This window comes from Pseudomonas sp. C1C7, assembly GCF_013359595.1.
Taxonomy (GTDB): domain Bacteria; phylum Pseudomonadota; class Gammaproteobacteria; order Pseudomonadales; family Pseudomonadaceae; genus Aquipseudomonas.
Map to the genome: position 1 here is coordinate 22,642 of NZ_JABFMP010000046.1, position 23,715 is coordinate 46,356.

Here is a 23,715-nt window from a genome sequence, read left to right on the forward strand (position 1 = left end):
TGGTTCTTCATTGTCGGAAAGACCTCAGATATTGGCCCGCAACACACTCGTCGGCAGCGCCTCGCCGCGCTCGACCGTCGCCGCCACCGCCGCCATCAACCCGCTCAACTCATACCCTTCGGCCTTGAGCCATTTCTGATCGTAGTAAGTGGTGGCATAACGCTCGCCGCTGTCGCACAGGATCGCCACGATCGACCCCGTCTCCCCCGCTGCCGCCATTTGCTGCGCCGCCATCAAGGCGCCGATCAGGTTGGTCCCGCTCGACCCGCCAACATGCCGCCCCAGGCGCTCGGCCAGGTAATGCATGGCCGCCAGCGACAAGGCATCCGGCACCTTGACCATCGCGTCGATCACCTTGGGCAGGAACGAGGCCTCGACCCGTGGCCGGCCGATGCCTTCGATGCGCGAACCGTGATCCAGGCGCAGGCTGGCATCACCGGTCTGGTAGTAATCGAAAAACACCGAACGCTCGGCGTCGGCACACAGCACGCGGGTGCAGTGCTGGCGGTAGCGCACATAGCGTCCCAGAGTGGCCGTGGTGCCGCCGGTGCCGGGGCTGGAGATCAGCCAGCTCGGTTCCGGATGCTTCTCGAACCGCATCTGCTGGAAGATCGATTCGGCGATGTTGTTGTTCGCCCGCCAGTCGGTGGCGCGCTCGGCGTAGGTGAACTGGTCGATGAAATGCCCATCGTGCTCGCGCGCCAGGCGCTCGGATTCGGCGTAGATCTGCGTCGGGTCATCCACCAGATGCGTCTGGCCACCGTAGAAGGCGATCTGCGCGATCTTCTCCTTGGAAGTGCTGGCCGGCACCACTGCAATGAACGGCACGCCCAGCAACCGGGCGAAGTACGCCTCGGAAATCGCCGTCGAACCGCTGGACGCCTCGATCACCGGCGCGCCGGGCTTGAGCCAGCCGTTACACAGCGCATACAGGAACAGCGAGCGGGCCAGACGGTGTTTGAGGCTGCCGGTAGGATGGCTCGATTCATCCTTGAAATACAGTTCGATACCCGGAAAACCCGGCAGCGGCAAAGGGATCAGGTGGGTGTCGGCGCTGCGCTGGAAGTCGGCTTCGATGATCCGGATGGCTTCCCGGGCCCATTGGCGGTTGTCGCTCATGATTGTTTTTCTCGTTGGATCGGCAGGAGTCTGACTCAAACGTCAAGCTTAGGAAAAAACCTACATCGCGCACAGGTACAGCTGGGGTTCAATACGTCCGGCAACTGCTAGGCTCAGGTCGGACGGCCAGAGCGTTCTGTAACGACATATAACAAAAAAGAATATAACTTTTGTTTTAACGTCTAAGGGGACGGGTTAGGGTGTCCCACCTTTTGACCTCGGATGGAGAGCGAACCTTGCCTCTGCGTAGCACTTTCACACGTTTCTTTCAGTTGGAAGCTGCCAGCGGTCTGCTACTGATCGCGGCTGCCGTTCTGGCACTAATCATCAACAACTCCTCGCTGTCCTGGCTGTACAACGGCCTGCTGGACACGCCAGTGGTGGCGCAGGTCGGCGCGCTGAAGATCGCCAAGCCGCTGCTGCTGTGGATCAACGATGGCCTGATGGCATTGTTCTTCCTGTTGATCGGCCTGGAAGTCAAACGCGAAGTCCTCGACGGACAACTGTCCAAACCCTCACAAATCGTCCTGCCCGGTGCCGCAGCCATTGGCGGCATGGTGGTGCCGGCGCTGATCTACTGGTTCCTCAACCGGGACAATCCGGCGGCCCTGGACGGCTGGGCGATCCCCACCGCCACCGACATCGCCTTCGCCCTCGGCGTGCTGGCGTTGCTGGGCAAGCGGGTTCCGGTGTCGCTGAAACTGTTCCTGATGACCCTGGCGATCATCGACGACCTGGGCGCGATCATCATCATTGCAATCTTCTATTCCGGTGCCCTGTCCACCCTGTCCCTGGCACTGGCCGCGGCCTGCATCGCGGCGCTGATCGGCATGAACCGACTCGGCGTGGTCAAGCTCGGTCCGTACATGATCGTCGGCCTGATCCTCTGGGTCTGCGTCCTCAAGAGCGGTGTGCACGCCACACTGGCCGGCGTGACCCTGGCCTTCTGCATTCCCCTGCGCACCCGCAATGCCGAGTCCTCGCCGTTGCTGACCCTGGAGCACGCACTGCATCCGTGGGTGGCCTACGGCATCCTGCCGCTGTTCGCCTTTGCCAATGCCGGCCTGTCCCTGAGCGGCGTGACCGTCGAGAGCTTCACCCATCACGTGCCCATGGGCATCGCGATCGGCCTGCTGCTGGGCAAGACCCTCGGCGTGTTCGGCCTGACCTGGCTGGCGGTGAAAACCGGCATCGCCGCCCTGCCCCAGGGCGCGAACTGGGGTCAGGTGCTGGGCGTGGCGATTCTCTGCGGAATCGGCTTCACCATGAGTCTCTTTGTTGGATCCCTGGCCTTCGTGCCGGGCAGCAGCGAATACGCCGGAATGGACCGGATGGGCATCCTCACCGGGTCGATACTGGCGGCCTTGATCGGTTATGCGGTGACGGCGATGGCGAGCCGCCAGAAAGTATTGCAACCTGCATAGGTCAGGCGATCATTTTTCCCAAAGCACAAAAAACCCCGACCAGTCACCTGATCGGGGTTTTTCTTTAGCCGTTTTCCCGCTTAGTGCGTGACGCGGCTTGTACCGTCGACAGTAGCGATACGTACACGCTCGCCCACGCGGAATACTTCGTTTTCCTGAACCTGCTGCACGTAGGCACGCATGCTGCCGTCGTCTTCGCGCACGGTGATTTCCACGCCCTGGGTACGGGTCAGGCCTTCTTCGGCCGCTGAACCTACCAGACCACCGGCGACTGCGCCGATGACCGCAGCAACGATACTGCCTTTGCCGCCGCCGATGGCGCTGCCGCCAACGCCGCCGACTGCCGCACCGGCCAGGCCGCCGATCGGGGTCTTGGTGCCCTCGATCTTCACCGGGCGCAAGGCTTCGATGGTGCCCATGCGAACGGTCTGCACGCGACGCGCTTCGTCACGGGAATAAGAGTCACCGGTCAGGCTCGATTGGCAACCAGTGAGCAACATCGCCATCGTGGAAAAGGAAGCAACCAGCAGAACAGACTTACGCATAGCATCAACTCCAAAGGACAGGTATCCATTAAACTCCGCTGCTTGTCGCCTGTCACGGCATCGCCCGGATAAAACTGCTTTCATTCAGTTTCAGTACAGCCGCTCGCGGGTTTCCCACACATTAGCGGTAAATTCGGCAATCTGCGCCGCTGGCCGAGGATTTTCATGGATTACTTCATCATTGTCATCACGACCGTCGCCGGGCTGTACTTCCACTGGTGGCTGTACGTGCGGATAAAACGCTGGATGGATCGCGATCTGGCCTTGGCGCTGGCTGGCGGCGAGGAACGCAAAAAAGCATTCATGCTCCAGCAACTGGCGAACGCTCAAGCGCAAAAGATCAAGCGCCGGGACCTGCCGCAATGGCTGGAGGCCGCTGCGGCAGACTATTCCGATCGGTAGACTGCCTAGGGTGCCAGACGTTCAAGAATCCAGTCGGCGCCCTGCAAACGATAATTCAGGCGATCATGCAGGCGGCTTGCGCGGCCCTGCCAGAACTCGATGCGTTCTGGTAACAAACGGTAACCCCCCCAGTGTTCCGGGCAGTGCGGCTGACTGTCGCTGAAACGCTGCTCGGTGTCCTTGAGCAGCGATTCCAGTTCGGCGCGATCAGCAATCACCCGGCTCTGCGGTGAAGCCCAGGCTCCCAAGCGACTGCCCAGCGGGCGAACCTGGTAGTAGGCATCGGACTCTTCAGGCGTCACCTTCACCACCCGCCCTTCGATGCGCACCTGACGTTCCAGGGTCGGCCAGAAAAAGGTCATGGCCGCGAACGGATTCGCAGCCAGGTGCTGACCCTTGGCACTGTCATAGTTGGTGAAGAAGGTGAAACCCTGGGCATCCAGGCCCTTGAGCAGCAGGATGCGGCAATGCGGCCGACCGTCCTGGTCGACAGTGGCCAAGGTCATGGCGTTGGCTTCCACCGGTGCCTGCTCGGTTTTCACCGCGTCGGCGAACCATTGATGGAACAGCGCGAACGGCTCGGCCGGGGCTTGCGCCTCGGTCAGGCCATCACGGGTGTAATCGCGGCGCATATCTGCCAGAGCCTTGGTCATGGCGCATTCCTTTTGGTTAACAAATCACTTCTTTGTGGTATCGGCGGTGGCGACTTTCTTGCTGTCGGTCGCGGCCTTGGCCGGTGCAGTCTTTTTAGCCGGCGTCGCGGTTTTTGCCGGAGCCTTCTTGGCTGGCGCCTTGGCGGCTTTCTTCGCCGGGGCTTTCTTGGCGACCGGTGCAGCGGCTTTCTTCGCATCGGCAGGCGCAGGCGTCACTGGCTTGGCGGCTGGCTTGACGTCCTGGGCTGCGACCATGCGCACAGGCGCCGGAGCAGGCATGTTGTACTTGGCCAGCAGCGCGACCATGGTGTCCTGCGGCGTCACCATCAATTCGACGCGACGGTTCAGGGCACGACCTTCGTTGCTGTCATTGGCGGCACGCGGAGCGTCGCCACCCATGCCACGCAAGCTAAGGCGATCACGTTGCAGGCCGCTGAGACGGAAAATCGCTGCAACGGATTGCGCGCGCTCCTGACTCAACTTCTGGTTGGCCGGCGCGGCGCCCGACGTATCGCTATGGCCAAGAACCAGCACGGCAGTCTTGGGGTCGGCTTCGAGGATTTTTGCCACGCGGGTGAACGGGCCCAGGGTTACCGGCAGCAGCATGGCCGGACGGTCCGGGTTGAACGAACCTTCGACCGGGGCGATCACCACCAGCACGTTTTCACGGCGCTCGAGTTGCAGGTTGCTGTCCTTGATCGCCGTGCGCAGGCGCGGCTCATAATCGTCGAGCCAGGCCTGGGTGACTTTCGGGTCCGGCATCGGCGCGGCTTTGGCGGCCGCTTTGTCATCGCCGCCAAATGGCCACCACCACTTGCTGCCCGACTCGGCATTGGCCTTGGCCACTTCAACCGGCTTGGCTTCAGGTTTCACTTCCGGCTTCTTGTCGAGCACTTCATCGGAGCCGAACGGCCAGTACCACGGGCTGGGGCTTTCAGCCTTGGCAACAGGCGCCGCCACAGGCTTGACCGGAGCAGGAGCGGGTGCCGGCGCGGGCTCTTTGGCCGCGACCTTGTCGTTGGAACTGAACGGCCACCAGCTGCCGCCATCTGCATCATTTTTCGGATTCTGTGCGCAACCGGTAACAGCGATGCACAGTGCCAAGGCGAGAGTTGGTTTGGTTGACATTGGATATCCACAAAAAATGAAGTCAAAAAAAGCAGGCCCGCTACGGCCCGTATAAACGCATGATTAGAAACTTAAATGGCTTTCCGGTTCCGGATTCCCGACCTGTGACCAGGGTTTACAGACAAGTGGCCAGTACCCGAGCGAGCTTTTGCGCGCGCGGATCCATCAAGACGTACGGCCCCAGGGTATTTGTCACAAAACCGAAGGCCACATCGTGCTCCGGATCAGCAAAGCCGATGGAGCCGCCAGCGCCGGGATGCCCGAAAGCGCGCGGACCCAGTCCGTAGGTGGCGTTGGGCACGTCCGGTTGATCGAGCATGCAGCCCAGGCCGAAACGGGTGCGGGTCAGCAGGGTCTTGTCTTCGCCGATGCTGTGCTCGCGGGTCAGTTCGTCCAGCATTTCCCCTTCCAGCAGGCTGCCATCGAGCAGACCGGCATAGAACCCGGCCAGACTGCGAGCGTTACCGTGGCCATTGGCCGCCGGTTGCTGCATGCGGCGCCATTCCGGCTTGTTGGTGCTGGTCAGCACCGAAGGTGGGTTGGTGAAGGCGCGCGTGGTCATGGCCGTCGGCTCGCGCATCGTCACCTGCAGCAAGCGCTGGGCCGCGGCATCGCCGGCATTGCCCTTGCCCCGTGCAATATGCGCCACGCGATAAAATTCTTCATCGGCCAGGCCGACGTGGAAATCCAGTCCCAAAGGCTTGGCCACCCGAGCCACGATGGACTCACCCGGCCCGCGACCGTCGGCACGCCGCAGCAGTTCGCCGATCAGCCAGCCGTAGGTGATGGCGGCATATCCATGCCCCTCGCCCGGTGTCCACCAAGGGGCTTCGGCAGCGAGAGCGTCGACCATGGTTTGCCAGTCGTAGAGCGCTTCCGGGGCCAGCAACTCGCGCAACGCCGGCAGACCGGCCTGATGGCAGAGCAACTGGCGCAGGGTGATGGATTCCTTGCCGGCGGCGGCAAATTCGGGCCAGTAGCGCGCCACCGGAACATCCAGCTGCAACTTGCCCTCGGCCACCAGTTGCAGTGCGGTCACGGCGGTAAAGGTCTTGGTGCACGAGAACAGATTGGCAATGGTGTCGCTGTGCCAGGCCTCGGCGCCATCCTTGTCGCAAGTGCCGGACCACAGATCAAGCACGGTTTCACCACCGACCTTGATGCACAACGCCGCACCACGCTCCTGAGGATCTTCGAACAGCGCCGCAAACGCCTCACGCACCGCCTCGAACTTAAGCTCGTAATGACCCTGAATCTGCACCCGTGACTCCCCGGAAAAACGCTCTACAAAGAGGCCCGCATTGTTCCAGCCCTTGAAGGTTTTGGAAACAGGTGCGGGCCGGGCGGTTGCGATCTTCATGTGGATCCGGGTGAGTTTCGTGTGGGGGTTGTGCAGGAGCTGTCGAGTGAAACGAGGCTGCGATCTTTTGAAAGGCAAAATCAAAAGCTCGCGGGCAAGCCTCGCTCCTACGAAGGGATTGGGATCAGTCAGTGGCCTTTGCCGGAATGCCCACCCGCGCCCTTCCCTGGCCCCTTGCCAGCATCCGCATCCCGCCCACCTTCGCCATCGTGCTTGGCCTTGTCCGCCTCGGCACTGGCCTTCTGCGCCTCCTTGGCCAACTGATCAACCGCCGCCAGGTTGCTCTTGCGCACACTGTCGACAAACCCCTGAAACGGCAGATCAGTAATCCCCACCAGACCAAAGTGACCGTTCTCACCATCGAGCAGACGCCCGGTAACTGGCTGGTCGAGGTACTGGAACCAGTGCACCCCGACAATCGACGGCTCGCTCAACGCCTGTTTCAGGAAGTTCGCGTAAGCCGGCCCACGGTCCTCCTCTTTCGCCAACTGCGTCACGCCCCCCCAGAACGGACCACGATCGGTCGAGCCGAAGTTGAACTCGGTAATCAGCACCGGCTTGTTCAGGTCACGCAGCTTGGCGAAGTCATAGCCGTCCTGCGGTTGCAGGGTATACAGGTTGAAGCTCAACACGTCGCAGTAGCGGGCGCAGGACTCGACCGCTTCCGGCGTACTGACGGCAAATCGCCCGCCCAGCAGCAACTGATTCGGCGCGTGCCACTTGAGCGAGTCGGAAATGGTCTTGAAATACGTGTCGGCGAATACCTTCTGGAAATACTTGAAGTCAGCCTCGATCTCCGGATGTTCGGGGCTCGGCAACGGTGGCACGAAACCAGGGTCCTCCATCAACTCCCAGGCCGGTAGGTCGATACCCCAAGCCTTGGACAGGCCCGCCTGGTTGCGATACTTGTCGCGCAGTTGCTTGAGGAACGCACGCTTGGCCGGCACGTCGGTGGTCATCTTCAACGTACCGTAGGCCAGGGCATAACGGGCTTTCGGATCGTCACCGGGACCCGCCCAGGCCAGTTCGTTGTCGGCGTAATAACCGATCAGCCACGGATCGTCTCGATGATCGCGAGCGGCGATGGCCACGGCGCGTTCGGTGGCCATGGCGAAACGCGGATCGAACGGGTCGGGCATGCCGCCCCACCAATCGTTACCGGTACTGATGCTGGTGTAATCGCCGACAATCGACAGCGGCAAGGTGTACGGTACACGCTGCGCATCGCCAAGAGATGGCGCGCTCCAGTTGCCAACAGTGTTGAATCCCCAGGCTTGCAGGCGATCGAGGGCCTGGCTGGCCCAGCGATCTTCGTCGAAGGTCGCTTTGCAGGGTTCTGCCGCAGCGGGCTCGGCCGCTTTCACTGCCGCGGCTTGTTCCGCATCAGCCTTGGCCGCTTCGGCGACACCGGATTCGGCCGTCTCAGGCACCAACGGTTGCTCTGCCGCTTTCTCTGCGCTGGCCTCCACCGCGTCGGATTTGGCCGCTTCGGCAACCCCGGCCTTGGTCTCGCTGCCCGCCACGCACGGATCGCCATACAGACGCTGCAGGTTGGCGCCATAGAAGTCATACCAGCGCCCGGCATTGAAACCGCGGCCCTGATCGACGCCATTGCCGCCACGGTTGTCCCCCTCGCCAAAGTGACTGGCCAACGGCTCGCCCGCCTTGGGCAGGGATTCGAACATCCATTCACGCCCGGCGACGTAGGTCTGATTCACATCCGCCGCGACGGTATTGATGCCCAACGAATAGAACGGATACCCCAACGGCGTGACCAGATACCAGCGACCGTCGCGCTTTTCAGTGCGGAAAAAACCGCTGCCCTTGAACGCCGGGCCCTGGGTCCAGCCACCAAATTTGTCCAGCGGTGCCTTGGCGCGTTCGGCCAGCCAGCCCTTCAACTGTTGCTGTTCCTTGGACGCCGCGCCTTTGAGTTGTTCGTCGCTGCCGACTTTTTCCGGCCATTTACCCCGGGTCGACTGGCCATAGGCGTCCACCAGGTTGCCGTAAGCCGCTTTGGTGGCGGCTTCGCCGTCTTCCACGCCGAAGCGCTCGAGCAGAATGCTTTGGGCGGCCTTCGGCTGGTCCATCGACAGACTGACCGACACCACCTGGGCGCGATCCAGTTCACCGCTGCTGCCGGCCAGCAGTACACGCGAGCCATCGACCGTTACCGGCATCGGCGGCCCGGCTTTCATGCCCTGGCTCAATGGCGAGGTCGCCACCAGCGGCACCAGCAATGTCTGCGCCGGCCCTGCCGGCAGGTCGATGCGACTGGTCAGGGTCTTGCCGTCGTTACTCTGAATTTGCACATACAGGGTGATCGGCCAGTTCATGGCGCTCTGGATGCGCAGGCTCATCATTGCCGACTGCGACCAGTCCCAGGCACCGGTTTGCGGGCTCAAACGCAAGGTCGGGCGGGCGACCGGATTGAAGGTCACCCGGCGCAGCACTTCGCCCTCAGGCGTTTGCTCGGCGTTGGATTGCGGCAGGTCGGCGTTCTCGGTGGCCACTTTGACCACGTCCGCGGGGCGGACGAAGTTGAACAGAGTCTGCTGAGCGGCAGGCGCCGCCAGCAAGGGGGCCGCGAAGACCAGGGCAAAAACGGCGGGTAACGAACGGCGAATCATGAGAACGGAATTCTCCCTAACGACCTCGATGGGCCAGTGGAACAGCGATGACAGAGAGATAGACAACAGGGTGGGCAGATTTGCCCACCGGCGTGTCAGGAAATTTCGCGGCGGAAAGGAGGCAATGCATTGAGGATCGCCTTGCCATAGCGCTGGGTGACCAGACGCCGGTCGAGCAAGGTGATGGTGCCGCGGTCTTCTTCGGTGCGCAGCAGGCGACCGCAGGCCTGGACCAGCTTCAGCGAGGCGTCCGGCACGGAGATTTCCATGAACGGATTGCCACCCCGGGCTTCGATCCATTCGGCCAGCGCCGCTTCGACCGGATCGTCGGGCACCGAGAACGGAATCTTGGCGATGACCACGTGTTCGCAATAGGCGCCGGGCAAGTCGACGCCTTCGGCAAAACTCGCAAGACCGAACAACACGCTCGAATCCCCGCCATCGACCCGGGCCTTGTGTTTGTTCAGGGTTTCCTGCTTCGACAGGTTGCCTTGAATGAACACCTGCTTGCGCCAGTCGCGATCGAGGCCATCGAACACGTCCTGCATCTGTTTGCGCGAGGAAAACAGCACCAGCGTGCCCCGGGAGCCTTCGACCAGGTCCGGCAGGTCGCGGATGATCGCCGCGGTATGCGCCGCCGCGTCACGAGGGTCAGCGTTGAGATTCGGCACTTTCAGCACACCGGCATCGGCATGATGGAACGGGCTCGGCACGACAGCAGTCACGGCATGTTTGGGCAGGCCGGCGCGCATGCGGAAACGGTCGAAGGTGCCGAGGGCGGTCAGGGTCGCCGAGGTCACCAGGGCGCCGTAGGCCACATTCCACAGACTGCGCCGCAGCATATCCGCCGCGAGGATCGGGCTGGCATTGACCTCGATGTCGAACAGCGAGCCGCTTTCGGCCAGGGTCAGCCAGCGCGCCATCGGCGGGTTGTCTTCCGGGTCTTCGACGGTGAACGCGGTCCACAACTCCCAGTTGCCCGAGGAACGGGACAACAGGCTGCCGAACAACGGGTACCACTCTTCGGCCTGGTTACTGGCGATGCCGATGTTGACCTCACCGTCCATGCCTTCCTTGAGCAAGTCGGTCAGGCGGGTGAACAGGTCGGTCAGGCGGGCAAAGCCTTTCTTCAGTTCGATGCCCATCTCGCGCATGTGCTCGGGGATCACGCCGCCGACGAAACGATGACGCGGCCGTTCGCGCCCCTCGACGTCTTCACCGGGTTTGAAATCGGCGATCTGCTCACAGGCAGTGAACATGAATTGCTGCTGGGTCTTGATCTCCCGCGCCAACTCCGGCACCTGCTCGATCAGCTTGCCCAGATCACCCGGCAACGGGTGCTGGGCCAGCAGCTTGGTGAGGTTCTTGGCGGTGGTTTCCAGCCAGTCGGCGGTGGAACGCAGGCGGGTGTAATGGGCGAAATGGCCGATGGCCTTGTCGGGCAGGTGATGGCCTTCGTCGAAGACGTAGATAGTGTCGCGCGGGTCCGGCAACACGGCGCCGCCGCCCAGGGCGAGGTCGGCCAGCACCATGTCGTGGTTGGTGACGATCACATCGACCTTGCCCATGCCTTCGCGGGCCTTGTAGAAGGCGCACTGGCCGAAGTTCGGGCAATGACGGTTGGTGCACTGGCTGTGATCAGTGGTCAGGCGTGCCCAGTCGGCGTCTTCCAGGGCGTTGGGCCAGCTGTCGCGATCGCCGTCCCATTTATTGCCGGCGAGTTTCTCGATCATGCTGGTGAACAGCTTCTGACTGGCTTCATCCACCTCGATCTTGAAGCCTTCTTCCTCGAACAGCTGCGCGGTGGCGGTCTGTGCGTGGCCTTCCTGGAGCAACATGTCGAGCTTGGACAGGCACATGTAGCGTCCGCGCCCCTTGGCCAGGGCGAAGCTGAAATTCAGCCCGCTGTTGCGCATCAGGTCCGGCAAATCCTTGTAGACGATCTGCTCCTGCAGGGCGACGGTGGCCGTGGCGATCACCAGGCGTTTGCCGGCGGCCTTGGCGGCAGGGATCGACGCCAGGCTGTAGGCCACGGTCTTGCCGGTACCGGTGCCGGCTTCCACTGCGACAACCGCGGGCTCGCCACTGCGCCGGCCTTCGTCGTCGGTGTCGATGTCCCCGAGGACCTTGGCGACTTCGGCGATCATCAGGCGCTGGCCGTAACGCGGCTTGAGGCTCTTGGCTTCGAGAAAACGCGAATAGGCGCCCTGGATCGTGGTTTTGAGTTCAGTGCTGATCATGGATTGTCGGGCGCAAAAAACGCTGGATAAATTTTCAGTGGTTCGGATCGGCCGCTATCATACCCCGCTAATTAATCCCGCGCAGAACGGAGTACCCCAATGACCGCTTTTAGCCTTGTTTATAGCCTGCATGTCCTCGCCGCGCTGGTGTGGGTGGGCGGCATGTTTTTCGCCTGGATAGTCTTGCGCCCCGCGGCGATCAAGGCATTGGAAGGACCCGCCCGGCTGAAGCTGTGGGTGGAAGTGTTTCAAGGTTTTTTCCGCTGGGTCTGGGGCGCGGTCATTCTGCTGCCGGTCACCGGCGTGGGCATGCTGAACCTGCATTTCACCGGCTTTGAGCATGCGCCACGTTATGTGCAGGTGATGATGGGGCTTTATCTGGTGATGACAGCGCTGTTCATCCGGATTCAGGCGTTGATGCTGCCGGAGTTGCGCAAGGCCGTGGAAGCGCAGGACTGGCCGACCGGGGCGTCGGTGCTGGGGCGGATTCGCCGGGTGGTGGGGTTCAACTTGCTGGTGGGGGTGACTGTGGTGGCGATTGCCGCGGCACGGCTGACCTTTTAACAGCATCGCGAGCAGGCTCGCTCCCACAGGGTCTGCACTGTACCTGTAGGAGCGAGCCTGCTCGCGATAGGGTCCAATTACAATCGCTGCACCGTCACCGAACCCGCCGCACCCGCAGCCCCCGGCTGTCCATCAGCCCCGGGCTTGCCACTCTTGCCGCCATCAGCCTTGTAAACGATGCAGCCCTTGGCCTTGCCACCCGCGCCCGGCTTGCCGCCAGGCCCGGCCAGGCCACCGGCACCGCCGGCCACTTGCACCTTGATCTGTTCCGCCGGGTAGTCGTGCGGCACCGCCAGTTTCACCAGCGCTCCCGGCGCCCCTGGCTGGCCATCGCTGCCGTTGCTGCCATCGGCGCCACGTCCGGCCTGGCCCCAGGCACAACCCGGCGCCTCACCATTGGCCCCGTCCAGCCCGAAGAATCCCGGCGCCCCTGCCCCACCGCGGGCATCCACCTGCAACAGCGGCGCGTTCAAAGCCCTGATCTGCAAATTCAGGTTGCGCCCGGAACGGGCCGCTTTCTGGTAAGTGCCGGGCGCACCACGGGCTGTGATCTGACTGCCTTCGGACAAGTCGGCACGGCTGACCTTCATTTCGAGCGCCTGCTCACCGGGCACGATCGCGATCCGCGCTTCACGCCCCAGGTGCAGTTCACCCACAGTGAGTTCGGTCACGTTCGCAGGGATCAGCAAGGTGCCGTAGTCGGCCACTTCCAGGCGTTCCAGCTGCAGGGTGCTGGCGGTGTTGGGCAGACGCATCAGCGAGTTGGTTTCGACGCTCACCACCTGGGCGCAGGCCAATGGGCTGATGAGTGCAGCGAGCAGACAGAGTTTACGCATGGGAAGCCTTAGGTGCGGTAGGGGCAGGAATGGTTAGCAGGTGGAAGACGCCGAAAATGACAATCTTCAGTCGATCACGCCAGGGATGCTCGCGTCCTTTGAGGCTGCGAAAGCATAGCAACGCCTCGAGCAGATGCAGGACCGCCAGCACGGCGCCGGCCAGGTTAACCAACGGGTGCAGCGGATAAACGAACGGTAAGAGCGAATTGACAAGCACTACCAGCCAGAACAACAGGGTCAGCAGCTTCCCCAGCCCCCATAGCACCTTCATACGCGCCCCCGATGAGAATTATTGTTTGGGGGCACAGTAACGGCTTCCGCGCGGGATTAGCCAGAGGGCAAGCGAAAAAACTTGATGAAGATCGCCGAGTGGCCGTCGAAACGCGGCGAATTCGCGCTCGACGGCTCTACCTCGGCACTCTCTAGCGATTGATGTGCAATTCCACGCGACGGTTTTTCGCGCGGCCTTCCTCGGTGTCGTTGTCCGCCACCGGCTGGCTTTCGCCCTTGCCCTCGCTGGTGAGCTTGGCCGGCGCCACGCCCTGCGTCAGCAGATACTGCGCCACGCTGCTGGCACGTCGCTCCGACAACCCCTGGTTGTAGGCATCCGAACCGACGCTGTCGGTATGCCCGACCACCTTGATGCTGACGACGCTCGTGTCCTCCAGCTTGCCCATGATCGAGTCGAGCTGGCTTTGCGCGGTCGGGGTCAGGTCGGACTGGTTGAAGGCGAACAGCACATCACCTGCATCGCTCAGGGTGATGACCTCGGCCTGCACAGGTTCAGCCGGTTTCACGCTGGCCGGATATTGCGGCAGCGGGCAACCACGATGATCGACAGGGGTATTGGCCGGGGTGTCAGGGCAGCGATCGCGTCGATCGAAAACGCCATCGCCGTCTTCGTCGCCGTCCTGGGCGTAGCAGATCAAGCCACCGGTCAAAATGCCGAGCGCCGCTCCACCGGCCGCCCAACCGCCACTTTCGATGGCGCCCAGGCCTCCGCCGACCAGTCCGCCAATGACGCTGCAGATCGGCCAGGTACGTTGATTGAGGGGGGCAGTGCCATCACTGTGAGTAGCGCAACCGGTCAACAGGCTGCCGAGCAGCAGAACCGGCAAGACGGTCCGTGTGAGATTGCTCATTTTTGAAAGCTCCTGTGTCACCGGCCGATGCCGGTTACACAGGAGTAAAGACCCGCATCCGCGACTGCACAAGCCGCGGATGCGAGGGACCTAGCGTTGGATTTTGATTTCCGTGCGACGGTTCTGTGCACGGCCGTCGGCGGTTTTGTTATCGGCAACCGGCTGGCTTTCACCGGCACCGGAAACAGACACAAAGTTGCTGCGCGGCACGCCTTGCGAGATGAGGTACTCAACCACAGAGTGAGCGCGTTTATCCGACAGTTTCTGGTTGTAGGCATCGCTGCCCACGCTGTCGGTATGGCCGGTAACGGTCAACTGAGCAGTAGGCGCCTCGCCTTTCAAACGAGTGGCAATCTTGTCCAGCACTTGTTTGTCGGACCCAGTGAGGGTCGCTTTGTCGAACTGGAAGTGAACATCGCGGATGACAATGACTTCTTCCTTGACCACCACGGCCTCTTCAACCACCGGAGCCGGAGCTGGTGGTGGGCAGCCATCGGCATCGACCTTCACGCCATGCGGCGTGCCAGGGCACTTGTCGCGGCTGTCCGGTACACCGTCGCCGTCCTCGTCGCCATCGCCATGAACCCAGCAATAGGCCGCTGCCGTACCACCGACAACCAGCGCACCCCAGCCTGCCCATGACGAACTCTCGGTGGCACCGAGTCCCGCACCCACGACACCTCCGACGGCCGCACAGGTCGGCCAGTCGGTCTTCTGCAAACCTGCACAACCAGTCAAAACACTGGTTAGCAGAACCAGGGGTAACGCTGTCCGAACTATGCTCATCTAGTTTTCTCCTGAATGATCGGCTTAGAACCGATTCAGGGAGTAAAGACCGGAGTTTAAAACTCCGCCAGCAATAGGCCATTGCAGATTTGTCCCGTACTCACGGGAGATCGTCACTTTTACCCCGAACCCGCTCTAGGCTCGAACTTGCGGGCAGGCTAGTCTTGGCAGATCTGAGTGAGGGTCTCCAATGAATGCAGGTATTTCTTCGCGCACACCCCAGCAGGCACTCGCCGCTTTGCTGGATCGCTACGCACCTTCGCGACTGTTGCTGATCGGCGCCAGCGAATTCCCGGCGCTCGAGGCGTTCAAGCTCGCGCACCCGGACACCTGCGTGGCGCACGCGGCCCCCGGACCATTGCCGGATGAACTGGCGGCGCGGCGCTTCGATCTGGCGCTGGTGGTCGATTGCCTTGAGCACTTGCCCAAGCGCGAAGGTCTGAATCTGCTGGGTGGCATCCGCAACCTCAACGCCAGTCGCATTGCGGTACTGGCTGACCTTGCGGCCAGCGGCTGGCAGGAAACGGATTTTTTCTCCCTGGCACTGCAAGCCAGCGAGCGCTTCCAACGCGATGACCAGGTGCTGACGCTATTCACCTACGATCTGCTTGAATACAAACAAGTCCCCGACTGGCTCAACTCGCGTTTCTGGGCCAATCCGGAAAACTTCGGGAAATACTGGTGGTAACGATGAGTACATCCATTTGCCCCTGCGGCAGCGGCACCCTGCTCGACGCCTGCTGTGGCCATTACCATGCCGGCCACCCGGCACCCTGCGCCGAGGCGCTGATGCGTTCGCGCTACAGCGCTTATGTGCTGGGCCTGATCGATTATCTGGTGGCGACCACCCTGCCCGCCCAGCAGTCGGGTCTGGATCGGCAATCGATCAGCGACTGGAGTGCCCAGAGCACCTGGCTGGGCCTGGATGTGGAAAGCTCGGAAGTGCTCGGCGGCCAGCCGGAACACGCCTTCGTCACCTTCACCGCGCGCTGGCACGACGGCAGTGGCGAGCACAGTCACCGCGAACGTTCCTCTTTCGTGCAGAACGCCGGACGCTGGTATTTCATCGACCCGACCGTGCCCCTGGACATCGGCCGTAACGATGCCTGTCCCTGCGCCAGCGGGCAGAAATTCAAGAAGTGCTGTTCGGGGTATTTCGGCAGTTGATGTGAGGTTTTTTTGTAGCAGCTGCCGAAGGCTGCGTCCGCTTGCGCAGCAGGCGTAAAACCAGGCGGCATGGTGTCTGAGGTAGAACGAGGTCGCAGGATTGGCGGCTGCTGCGCAGCCGAACGCAGGCTTCGCCAGCTGCTACAAAGGGAGAATCGCACCATGATCACCCGACGACTCGCACACTGTCTGCTCACACTGGCTCTTTGTCTGGGGCTCGGCGGTTGCGCCTCCTGGTTCAGCTCCGATGAGCCGGACCCCGAGGTGCATCTGGTCAAGGTTGAGGTGGTGCGGGCCAAGCTGATGGAGCAGCGCTTCGTGCTGCACTTTCGCATCGACAACCGCAACGACAGCGAACTGACCGTACGCGGCATGGAATATCGCGTTCATCTGGGCGGCATCCTGCTGGCCGATGGCGAGCATGAGCACTGGGTCACCGTTAACCCCAAGAGCAGTCGTTTCTACAAAGTGCCGATCCGCACCAACCTGTGGCCCAAGGTCAAGGATCTGGTCAAGCAACTCAAGGAATCCAGGCAGGGCGTCCCCTATCGCCTGGAAGGCGAGATGGAAACCGGTTTATTCATCGCTCACTACGTGCACCTGGCGCGTAATGGCGTAATAATCCCCGCCGATCTAATTCCGGAGTGACCCCGATGACCCAGCAACCCCATGTCCATGGCCCAGACTGCAACCACGATCATGACCATCATGATCACGACCATGGCCATGTCCACGGCCCGCACTGCAACCACGCGCCTCAGGAGCCGGTCCGCAACGCCCTGAAAGACGTCGGCCGCAACGACCCTTGCCCATGCGGCAACGGCAAGAAATTCAAGAAGTGCCACGGCGCTTGATGTTTTTCGCCTGATCGACCGCTATCGCGAGCAGGCTCGCTCCCACAGACATCCCCCCTGTAGGAGCGAGGCTTGCCCGCGAATCGATTGATCTGACACTTCGATGCAGACTGACCCACCGCCTTCGCGGGCGAGCCTCGCTCCTACAAAGCCTTCAAGCATCCGCCAGGATGTCTGCCGTGCTGACCACCGTCGCATACTCCCCATGCAGATTCCCCAGCGACATCCCGTGCACCTCCTGCGCCGAACGGGCATTGCCGAAAAAATCGGCCTTGTCGAAGGTGAAGCACGCATCCTCCGCCACCCAGGTCTCGAATCCCAGATTCCCCGCCGTACGCGCCGTGGATTCCACCGAGTTATGGGTCGCCACGCCCACGATGATCAATTGCCCGATCCCCGCCTCGCGCAAATTCGCCTCCAGTGCCGTGGAACAAAACGCATCGGGCACCTGCTTTTGAATCAGGCGCTCGCCCGCTAACGGCGCGAAGCGCTCCTGAAACTCTACCCCCGACTGCTGCGGCCAGAACACCGAATCTTCGCTGCGCGACAAGTGCTGAACGTGAATGATCGGCCGGGCGCTGCCTCGCCAATGGCTCAACAGTTCGAGCATGCGCTCTTCGGCCTGTGGATTGTTCCGTGGACCGAGCCTGGGGTGCAGGATGCCCTTTTGTTGATCGATGATGATCAGTGCGGCGTTCGGCTTGAGCTCCATGCCCGTGCATCTCCGGAAATAGTGATCGAGGGGCGAAAAGATCGCAGCCTGAGGCAGCACCTGCAAGGTGTGCGCGACCTTGCAATGCAATTATCCGACAAATCCTGAAATAACCTCGTCCCGCCGCTTGCGCGGCCCTCGCCTGCTCACTAACGTAGCGACTTTATTGCGCTACCACCCCCGCAGGAGCTTTGCCATGGCCTCGCCAGCCCTTACACAATTTCTACCCCGGTTCGGCGTTGCCGCAGCAGTGGCGGGGGTTTTGAGCCTGACCGGTTGTCAGAGCTTCAATGCCCAGGACACTCTCCCCCCCTCTTCCGGCGTGCAGCCGCTCAAGGGTCTGGCGCAGAACGTTTCTGTACGCCGCAATGCCATGGGCATGCCGTTGATCGAAAGCAGCAGCTTCCACGACGCGCTGTTCACCCTCGGCTATGTGCACGCCAGCGATCGCATCACGCAAATGGTCACCCTGCGCCTGCTGGCCCAGGGGCGCCTGGCCGAGATGCAGGGTGCCGACCTGCTCGATGCCGACCGCTACATGCGCGCCGTCAACCTGAAGAAAAGCGCCGGTGAGCTGTACAAGGCCTCTTCGCCGCGCCTCAAGCGCTTCTTCGAAGTCTATGCCCGCGGGGTCAACGCCTACCTGTTCCGCTACCGCGACAAACTGCCGGCCGACCTCGCCGCCAGCGGTTACAAGCCTGAATACTGGAAGCCGGAAGACTCGGCGCTGATTTTCTGCCTGCTGAATTTCAGCCAGTCAGCCAACCTGCCGGAAGAAATTGCCTCGCTGGTACTGGCGCAGACGGTCACCACCGACAAACTGGCATGGCTGACGCCATCGGCCCCGGATGAAAAACTGCCGCTGGCCGAAAGCGAGAAACTGCAAGGCATCAAGCTCAACGGGCAAGTGCCGGGACTCGCCCAGATCAGCAAAGCCACCGGCCAGCTGTCCGAGCTGAATCTGCTGGGCGCCACTTCGTCCAACAACTGGGCCATCGCCCCGCAACGCAGCCGCAGCGGCAAGAGCCTGTTGGCCAGCGACAGCCATGGACCGATGGGCGTGCCGTCGCTGTACAGCTACGTGCAGATCCGCACCACCAAGTATCAGGCCTCCGGCGCGACTATCGCCGGTTTGCCGATGATTCTCGGCGGTTTCAACGGCAAGGTGGCATGGAGCACGACCAGCGTCATGGGCGACAACCAGGATCTGTTCCTGGAAAAAATCCGCCGCCAGGGCAATGGCCTGGCCTATGAAAGCAACGGCAAATGGCAGCCGGCGATCGTGCGCAACGAAACCTATTTCGTCAAAGGCCAGCGGCCGATTCGCGAAGCGGTGTACGAGACCGGTCATGGCCCGCTGCTCAACAGCGCCCAGGGCCTGGCCCAGGGCAGCGGTTTCGGCCTGGCCTTGCAGACGCCGAATTTCACCGACGATAAAACCCTGGACGCGTTCTTCGACCTGTCCCGGGCGCAGAACGTCGAGCGCGCCTCGGACGCCAGTCGCGAGATCCGCGCCATCGCCCTGAACCTGGTGTTCGCCGATGCCAGCAACATCGGCTGGCAGGTCACCGGTCGTTACCCGAACCGCCGCGAAGGCGAAGGCCTGCTGCCTTCGCCGGGCTGGGAAAGCCGCTACGACTGGGACGGTTACGCCGACCCGATGCTGCACCCCTACGATCAGGACCCGGCCCAGGGCTGGCTCGGCACGGCCAACCAGCGGGTCATTCCCCATGGCTACGGCATGCAGCTGTCCAATTCCTGGTCGGCACCGGAGCGCGGCGAGCGCCTGGCGGAACTGGCCGGTGCGGGCAAACATGACACTCGCAGCCTGATCGCCATGCAGTACGACCAGACCACGACCTTCGCCGCCAAATTGAAGAAAATGTTCGAAGCACCGGGCATGGCCCAGCCGCTCAAGCAGGCCATCGACGCCTTGCCGGCGGCCAATCGCGACAAGGCGCGCGAAGCCTTCTCACGGTTGATGGCGTTCGACGGCAAGCTCAGCCCGACGTCCGCCGATGCCGCGATCTACGAGCTGTTCCTGCAGGAAAGCACCAAGCAGATTTTCCTCGACGAACTGGGTCCGGAAAGCAGCCCGGCCTGGAAAGCCTTCATCGCCAACGGCAAGTTGTCCTACGCCGCACAGGCCGATCACCTGCTGGGCCGCGAAGACAGCCCGTTCTGGGATGACCTGCGCACCCCGCAGAAAGAAGACAAACCGGCGATCCTCGCCCGCAGCCTGGCCGCGGCGATCAGCGCTGGCGACAGTCAGTTGGGCGGCAGCCACAGCGCCTGGCAGTGGGGCAAACTGCATCGCTACGAATGGAAGAACAGCAGTGGCCAGACGGTTCGCGGCCCGCTGCCCGCCGGTGGCGACCACACCACCCTCAACACCGCCGCGTTCGCCTGGGGCCAGGACTTCAACACCACACTGGTGCCGGCGATGCGCTTCATCGTCGACTTCGGCCAGTCCGAGCCGCTGACGGCACAGCTCGCCACCGGCCAGTCCGGCAATCCGGCCAGCCCGTATTACCTCAACAGCATCGATCCTTGGCTGAAGGGGCAGTACATGAGCCTGCCGATGCAGCCGCAGAACTTTGACCGGGTGTACGGCACCAAACGCCTGACCCTGACACCGGGCAAGTAAGGACACAAACCGAAACCCTGTGGGAGCGGGCTTGCTCGCGAATGCGGTGGATCAGTCAACATTGATATCGACTGACACACCGCTTTCGCGAGCAAGTCGAATCGTCGCACCGCCGCTCCCACATCGGAATTGCGTCACCCCGAAAATCGATAGAACTTCTCCCCCCGCGCCCGCCTCTCACCTAACAAGTCCCTCCACCCGGATATCAACGTGGACCTTGTCATCGCGCGTCCCGAAGGCCTGTATTGCTCCGCCGGCGATTTCTACATCGACCCGTGGCGTCCGGTCGAGCGCGCGGTCATTACTCACGCCCATGGCGACCATGCCCGCACCGGCAACCAGCATTACCTGGCGGCGGCACCCGGTGAAGGCATACTGCGCTCGCGCCTGGGCCAAGACATCGATCTGCAAACCCTGGCCTACGGCGAACGCGTCCTGCACCACGGCGTCACCCTGAGCTTTCACCCCGCCGGCCATGTGCTCGGCTCGGCCCAGGTACGCCTGGAGTACGGTGGCGAAGTGTGGGTCGCATCCGGCGACTACAAGATCGAACCCGACGGCACCTGCACGCCGTTCGAGCCGGTGCGCTGCGACACCTTCATCACCGAGTCCACCTTCGGCCTGCCGATCTACCGCTGGCAACCCCAGGCCCAGGTGTTCGCCGAGATCAACGCGTGGTGGCAGGCCAACGCCGCCGAAGACAAGGCCAGCGTGCTGTTCTGCTACTCCTTCGGCAAGGCCCAGCGCATTCTCCATGGCATCGACGCCAGCCTCGGGCCGATCCTCACCCACGGCGCGGTCGAGCCGCTGAATCGGGTCTATCGCGAGAGCGGTATCTATCTGCCGCCGACGATCTACGCCGGCAGCCTGGAAAAATCCGACCCGAAACTGCGCAAGGCACTGGTCGTCGCCCCGCCGTCCGCCGGCGGCAGCAGCTGGATGCGCCGCTTCGGCGACTACAGCGATGCCTTCGCCAGCGGCTGGATGCGGTTGCGCGGCACCCGCCGCCGGCGCGGTGTGGATCGCGGTTTCGTGCTCTCCGATCACGCGGACTGGCCGGGCTTGCTGTGGGCCATTGAGCAGACCGGCGCCGAACGGGTGATGGTCACCCACGGTTCGGTCGCCGTGCTGGTTCGCCACCTGCGCGAACAAGGCCTGGACGCCCAGGGTTTCAACACCGAATACGGTGACGATGAAGAGGAATCCATCGAGGCTGGCTCATGAAAGCCTTCGCCGAGTTGTATGCCGAGCTCGACGCCACCACCTCGAGCAACGCCAAATTGGCGGCGATGCAGCGCTACTTCGCCCAGGCCGCACCGGAAGATGCCGCGTGGGCGGTGTACTTTCTGTCCGGAGGACGGCCCCGGCAACTGGTCCCGGTACGGGTGCTGCGGGAACTGGCGATGGCCTGTTCCGGCCTGTCCTCGTGGCTGTTCGAAGAGAGTTACCAGGCCGTGGGCGATCTGGCGGAGACCATCTCGCTGGTGCTGCCGGAAGTCCCCCACACCTCCACCGACGGGTTGGCGGTGTGGATCGAAGAAAAACTCCTGCCCCTGCGCGGCGAATCCCCGGAAGTGCTGGCCGAGCGTCTGCCCGAACTCTGGTCGCAACTGGACCGCGCCAGCCTGATGCTGTGCATCAAACTGATCACCGGCAGTTTCCGTGTGGGCGTCTCGAAACTGTTGGTGACCCGCGCGCTCGCCGCCATGGCTCATCTGGACAGCAAGCTCGTGGCCCAGCGTCTGGTGGGTTATACCGACCTGTCCAACCGTCCGGGCGCGGCGAGTTACCTGAAGCTGATCGCCGCGGAGTCCGACGACGAACACGCCCAGCGCGGTGGGCAGCCGTATCCGTTTTTTCTTGCCCACGCTCTGTCGCAACCGGTCGAGCAGTTTGAAACCCTGCTCGGCCCGGCCAGCGATTGGCAGGTCGAGTGGAAGTGGGACGGCATCCGCGCCCAGGTGGTCAAACGCGACGGGCGCCTGTGGGTCTGGTCCCGGGGCGAGGAACTGGTCACCGAGCGCTTCCCTGAACTGGAAAGCCTGATTCATTGCCTGCCCGACGGCACGGTGATCGACGGGGAGATCGTGGCCTGGAAAGCCGATCAGCCGCACACCAAAGACGCCTTCGACCCGCAATCGGTGACAACGCCCGCCGTCCAGCCCTTTGCCCTCTTGCAACAGCGAATTGGCCGCAAGACCCTGAGCAAAAAAATCCTCAGCGATGCTCCGGTAGTTTTGCTCGCCTACGACCTGCTGGAATGGCAAGGCGAAGACTGGCGCAACCAACCGCAAGCCCGGCGTCGCGGGCAACTTGAGCAACTCATCATCCAGAGCAATCACCCGGCGTTACTCGCCTCGCCCCTGCTCACCGGCCAGGATTGGTTCGACCTCGCCCGGCAACGGGAGGCGTCTCGCCAACTCGGGGTCGAAGGCATGATGCTCAAGGCCCGGGAAGCGATGTACGGGGTGGGCCGGACCAAGGACGTCGGCGTGTGGTGGAAATGGAAAGTCGACCCGTTCAGCGTCGACGCCGTGCTGATTTATGCACAACGGGGCCACGGCCGCCGCGCCAGCCTGTACAGCGACTACACCTTCGCCGTCTGGGATGGCCCCCCCGACGCCAGCGAACGCACCCTGGTGCCGTTCGCCAAGGCGTACTCCGGGCTGACCGATGAAGAAATGCGCAAGGTCGACAGCATTGTGCGCAAAACCACCGTGGAAAAATTCGGCCCGGTGATCAGCGTCAAACCGAGTCTGGTCTTTGAGCTTGGGTTCGAGGGGATTGCCCTGTCCAAACGACACAAGAGCGGGATCGCGGTGCGTTTTCCACGGATGCTGCGCTGGCGGCAGGACAAGACAGTGGATGAGGCGGATCACCTCGGGACGTTGCAGGATTTGCTGGCCTGATTCCGGCCTGATGCCTCATCGCCATGATGCGCAAGAAGTTGCGCAAAAAAATGTGGATAACCCTGTGGATACATCCCTGAAGACCTTGCATTTCGGCTTCTGTAGATGAGTGCGCAAGAAGTTGCACAGCACTGCGCAACTTCTTGCGCACTTTTAGGGGTGATTTAGCCTCGAATTGTTTCGAAAATCGGACAAGCCTGCCTCATTCCCCCGGATTCATTGACCCTCAATATTTCTGGCACGTTCCTTGAGAAGGGCTCAGGTACCCATCGGGTGATTTTGCCCGGTGGACACACTGACAAGGAGTCCTTTTCATGACAGCCACCGCGCTGGAAAAAATCCGCAATCTCACTGCGGCTGATCACGCCGCACGAACCCGGTTTGGCAGCGAAGACCTGTCCAGTCCGGTCAGCACTTGCCCGGCCCGGCAAGCGGAAATCTTCGTCGTTCCCTGCCGCTATGCGATGGCCGAGCAGGCCGCCGAACACGCGGATTTCCAGCCGCCCAGCCCGACCCAAAGTCATCCGATGGCACTGCGCCGCTTGCGTGCGGGGTACGTTTATCTGTGGCATGTCGAAGGCCCGCTCAAACGTTATG

23 protein-coding genes are annotated in these 23,715 nt (G+C 62.4%); 11 read left to right on the plus strand and 12 right to left on the minus strand.

Annotated elements, in window-relative coordinates:
- Positions 1-24: 24 nt before the first annotated feature.
- Entirely contained in the window at positions 25-1,122 is a 1,098-nt protein-coding gene (locus HNO86_RS26560; protein ID WP_175379916.1) for a pyridoxal-phosphate dependent enzyme, read from the minus strand.
- Between the two features lie 233 nt (positions 1,123-1,355).
- On the opposite strand from HNO86_RS26560, the gene nhaA reads away from it, so the two are divergent.
- Positions 1,356-2,543: a Na+/H+ antiporter NhaA gene (gene nhaA, locus HNO86_RS26565; protein WP_175379897.1), complete on the plus strand. Its 1,188-nt coding sequence runs from the start codon at positions 1,356-1,358 to the stop codon at positions 2,541-2,543.
- An 80-nt stretch (positions 2,544-2,623) separates the two neighbouring features.
- On the opposite strand, the gene HNO86_RS26570 is transcribed toward nhaA, so the two are convergent.
- A complete protein-coding gene (locus HNO86_RS26570; RefSeq protein ID WP_095195383.1) occupies positions 2,624-3,088 on the minus strand; it encodes a glycine zipper 2TM domain-containing protein in 465 nt (154 codons plus the stop codon).
- Between the two features lie 165 nt (positions 3,089-3,253).
- On the opposite strand from HNO86_RS26570, the gene HNO86_RS26575 reads away from it, so the two are divergent.
- Positions 3,254-3,490 carry a hypothetical protein gene (locus HNO86_RS26575; protein WP_175379898.1) on the plus strand — a complete coding sequence of 79 codons (237 nt, stop codon included), beginning with the start codon at positions 3,254-3,256 and terminating at the stop codon, positions 3,488-3,490.
- A 5-nt stretch (positions 3,491-3,495) separates the two neighbouring features.
- Here the strand turns inward: HNO86_RS26575 and pdxH are convergent, their stop codons facing one another.
- From pdxH to dinG, 5 genes are all read right to left on the minus strand, one after another.
- Positions 3,496-4,143 carry a pyridoxamine 5'-phosphate oxidase gene (gene pdxH / locus HNO86_RS26580; protein ID WP_175379899.1) on the minus strand — a complete coding sequence of 216 codons (648 nt, stop codon included), beginning with the start codon at positions 4,141-4,143 and terminating at the stop codon, positions 3,496-3,498.
- A 24-nt stretch (positions 4,144-4,167) separates the two neighbouring features.
- Positions 4,168-5,271, minus strand: a complete 1,104-nt coding sequence (locus HNO86_RS26585; protein WP_175379900.1) for an OmpA family protein — start codon at positions 5,269-5,271, stop codon at positions 4,168-4,170.
- Between the two features lie 115 nt (positions 5,272-5,386).
- Positions 5,387-6,532, minus strand: coding sequence for a serine hydrolase (locus tag HNO86_RS26590; protein ID WP_175379917.1), 1,146 nt, complete (start codon positions 6,530-6,532; stop codon positions 5,387-5,389).
- Positions 6,533-6,759: 227 nt separating this feature from the next.
- Entirely contained in the window at positions 6,760-9,261 is a 2,502-nt protein-coding gene (locus HNO86_RS26595; RefSeq protein ID WP_175379901.1) for a beta-galactosidase, read from the minus strand.
- A 95-nt stretch (positions 9,262-9,356) separates the two neighbouring features.
- Positions 9,357-11,501, minus strand: coding sequence for an ATP-dependent DNA helicase DinG (dinG, locus tag HNO86_RS26600; RefSeq protein WP_175379902.1), 2,145 nt, complete (start codon positions 11,499-11,501; stop codon positions 9,357-9,359).
- 99 nt (positions 11,502-11,600) lie between these two features.
- Here dinG and HNO86_RS26605 point away from each other — a divergent pair, with 99 nt between their 5' ends.
- Complete coding sequence (locus HNO86_RS26605; RefSeq protein WP_175379903.1) at positions 11,601-12,065, plus strand: CopD family protein; 465 nt, start codon at positions 11,601-11,603, stop codon at positions 12,063-12,065.
- A gap of 77 nt (positions 12,066-12,142) precedes the next feature.
- Here HNO86_RS26605 and HNO86_RS26610 read toward each other — a convergent pair whose 3' ends face one another.
- The 4 genes from HNO86_RS26610 to HNO86_RS26625 form a co-directional block, all read right to left on the minus strand.
- Positions 12,143-12,901 (minus strand): collagen-like protein, encoded by a 759-nt coding sequence (locus HNO86_RS26610; RefSeq protein ID WP_175379904.1) that lies wholly within the window; start codon positions 12,899-12,901, stop codon positions 12,143-12,145.
- Positions 12,894-13,172, minus strand: a complete 279-nt coding sequence (locus HNO86_RS26615) for a DUF1145 domain-containing protein (RefSeq protein ID WP_175379905.1) — start codon at positions 13,170-13,172, stop codon at positions 12,894-12,896. The genes HNO86_RS26610 and HNO86_RS26615 overlap by 8 nt, the downstream gene beginning before the upstream one ends.
- Positions 13,173-13,323: 151 nt before the next feature.
- On the minus strand, positions 13,324-14,043 hold the full coding sequence (locus HNO86_RS26620; protein WP_175379906.1) for an OmpA family protein: 720 nt from the start codon (positions 14,041-14,043) through the stop codon (positions 13,324-13,326).
- A gap of 90 nt (positions 14,044-14,133) precedes the next feature.
- Positions 14,134-14,829 (minus strand): OmpA family protein, encoded by a 696-nt coding sequence (locus HNO86_RS26625; RefSeq protein ID WP_175379907.1) that lies wholly within the window; start codon positions 14,827-14,829, stop codon positions 14,134-14,136.
- Positions 14,830-15,019: 190 nt separating this feature from the next.
- Here HNO86_RS26625 and HNO86_RS26630 point away from each other — a divergent pair, with 190 nt between their 5' ends.
- The 4 genes from HNO86_RS26630 to HNO86_RS26645 all read left to right on the plus strand — a co-directional run bounded on the left by HNO86_RS26630 (position 15,020) and on the right by HNO86_RS26645 (position 16,850).
- Positions 15,020-15,517, plus strand: coding sequence for a DUF6231 family protein (locus HNO86_RS26630; RefSeq protein ID WP_175379908.1), 498 nt, complete (start codon positions 15,020-15,022; stop codon positions 15,515-15,517).
- A gap of 2 nt (positions 15,518-15,519) precedes the next feature.
- Complete coding sequence (locus HNO86_RS26635; RefSeq protein ID WP_175379909.1) at positions 15,520-15,996, plus strand: YchJ family protein; 477 nt, start codon at positions 15,520-15,522, stop codon at positions 15,994-15,996.
- Between the two features lie 162 nt (positions 15,997-16,158).
- Positions 16,159-16,644, plus strand: coding sequence for an LEA type 2 family protein (locus HNO86_RS26640; RefSeq protein WP_175379910.1), 486 nt, complete (start codon positions 16,159-16,161; stop codon positions 16,642-16,644).
- Between the two features lie 5 nt (positions 16,645-16,649).
- The gene (locus HNO86_RS26645; RefSeq protein ID WP_175379911.1) at positions 16,650-16,850 is read left to right on the plus strand and encodes an SEC-C metal-binding domain-containing protein; all 201 of its coding nucleotides are present in this window, start codon (positions 16,650-16,652) and stop codon (positions 16,848-16,850) included.
- Between the two features lie 154 nt (positions 16,851-17,004).
- Here HNO86_RS26645 and HNO86_RS26650 read toward each other — a convergent pair whose 3' ends face one another.
- On the minus strand, positions 17,005-17,562 hold the full coding sequence (locus HNO86_RS26650; RefSeq protein ID WP_175379912.1) for a cysteine hydrolase family protein: 558 nt from the start codon (positions 17,560-17,562) through the stop codon (positions 17,005-17,007).
- Between the two features lie 196 nt (positions 17,563-17,758).
- On the opposite strand from HNO86_RS26650, the gene HNO86_RS26655 reads away from it, so the two are divergent.
- The 4 genes from HNO86_RS26655 to HNO86_RS26670 form a co-directional block, all read left to right on the plus strand.
- Entirely contained in the window at positions 17,759-20,209 is a 2,451-nt protein-coding gene (locus HNO86_RS26655) for a penicillin acylase family protein (RefSeq protein ID WP_175379913.1), read from the plus strand.
- A gap of 210 nt (positions 20,210-20,419) precedes the next feature.
- Positions 20,420-21,433: a ligase-associated DNA damage response exonuclease gene (locus tag HNO86_RS26660; protein WP_175379914.1), complete on the plus strand. Its 1,014-nt coding sequence runs from the start codon at positions 20,420-20,422 to the stop codon at positions 21,431-21,433.
- A complete protein-coding gene (locus tag HNO86_RS26665) occupies positions 21,430-23,118 on the plus strand; it encodes an ATP-dependent DNA ligase (RefSeq protein WP_175379915.1) in 1,689 nt (562 codons plus the stop codon). Before HNO86_RS26660 ends, HNO86_RS26665 begins: the two co-directional genes overlap by 4 nt.
- 314 nt (positions 23,119-23,432) lie before the next feature.
- A partial coding sequence (locus tag HNO86_RS26670) for a toxin VasX (RefSeq protein ID WP_372242564.1) occupies positions 23,433-23,715 on the plus strand: 283 nt, incomplete at its 3' end.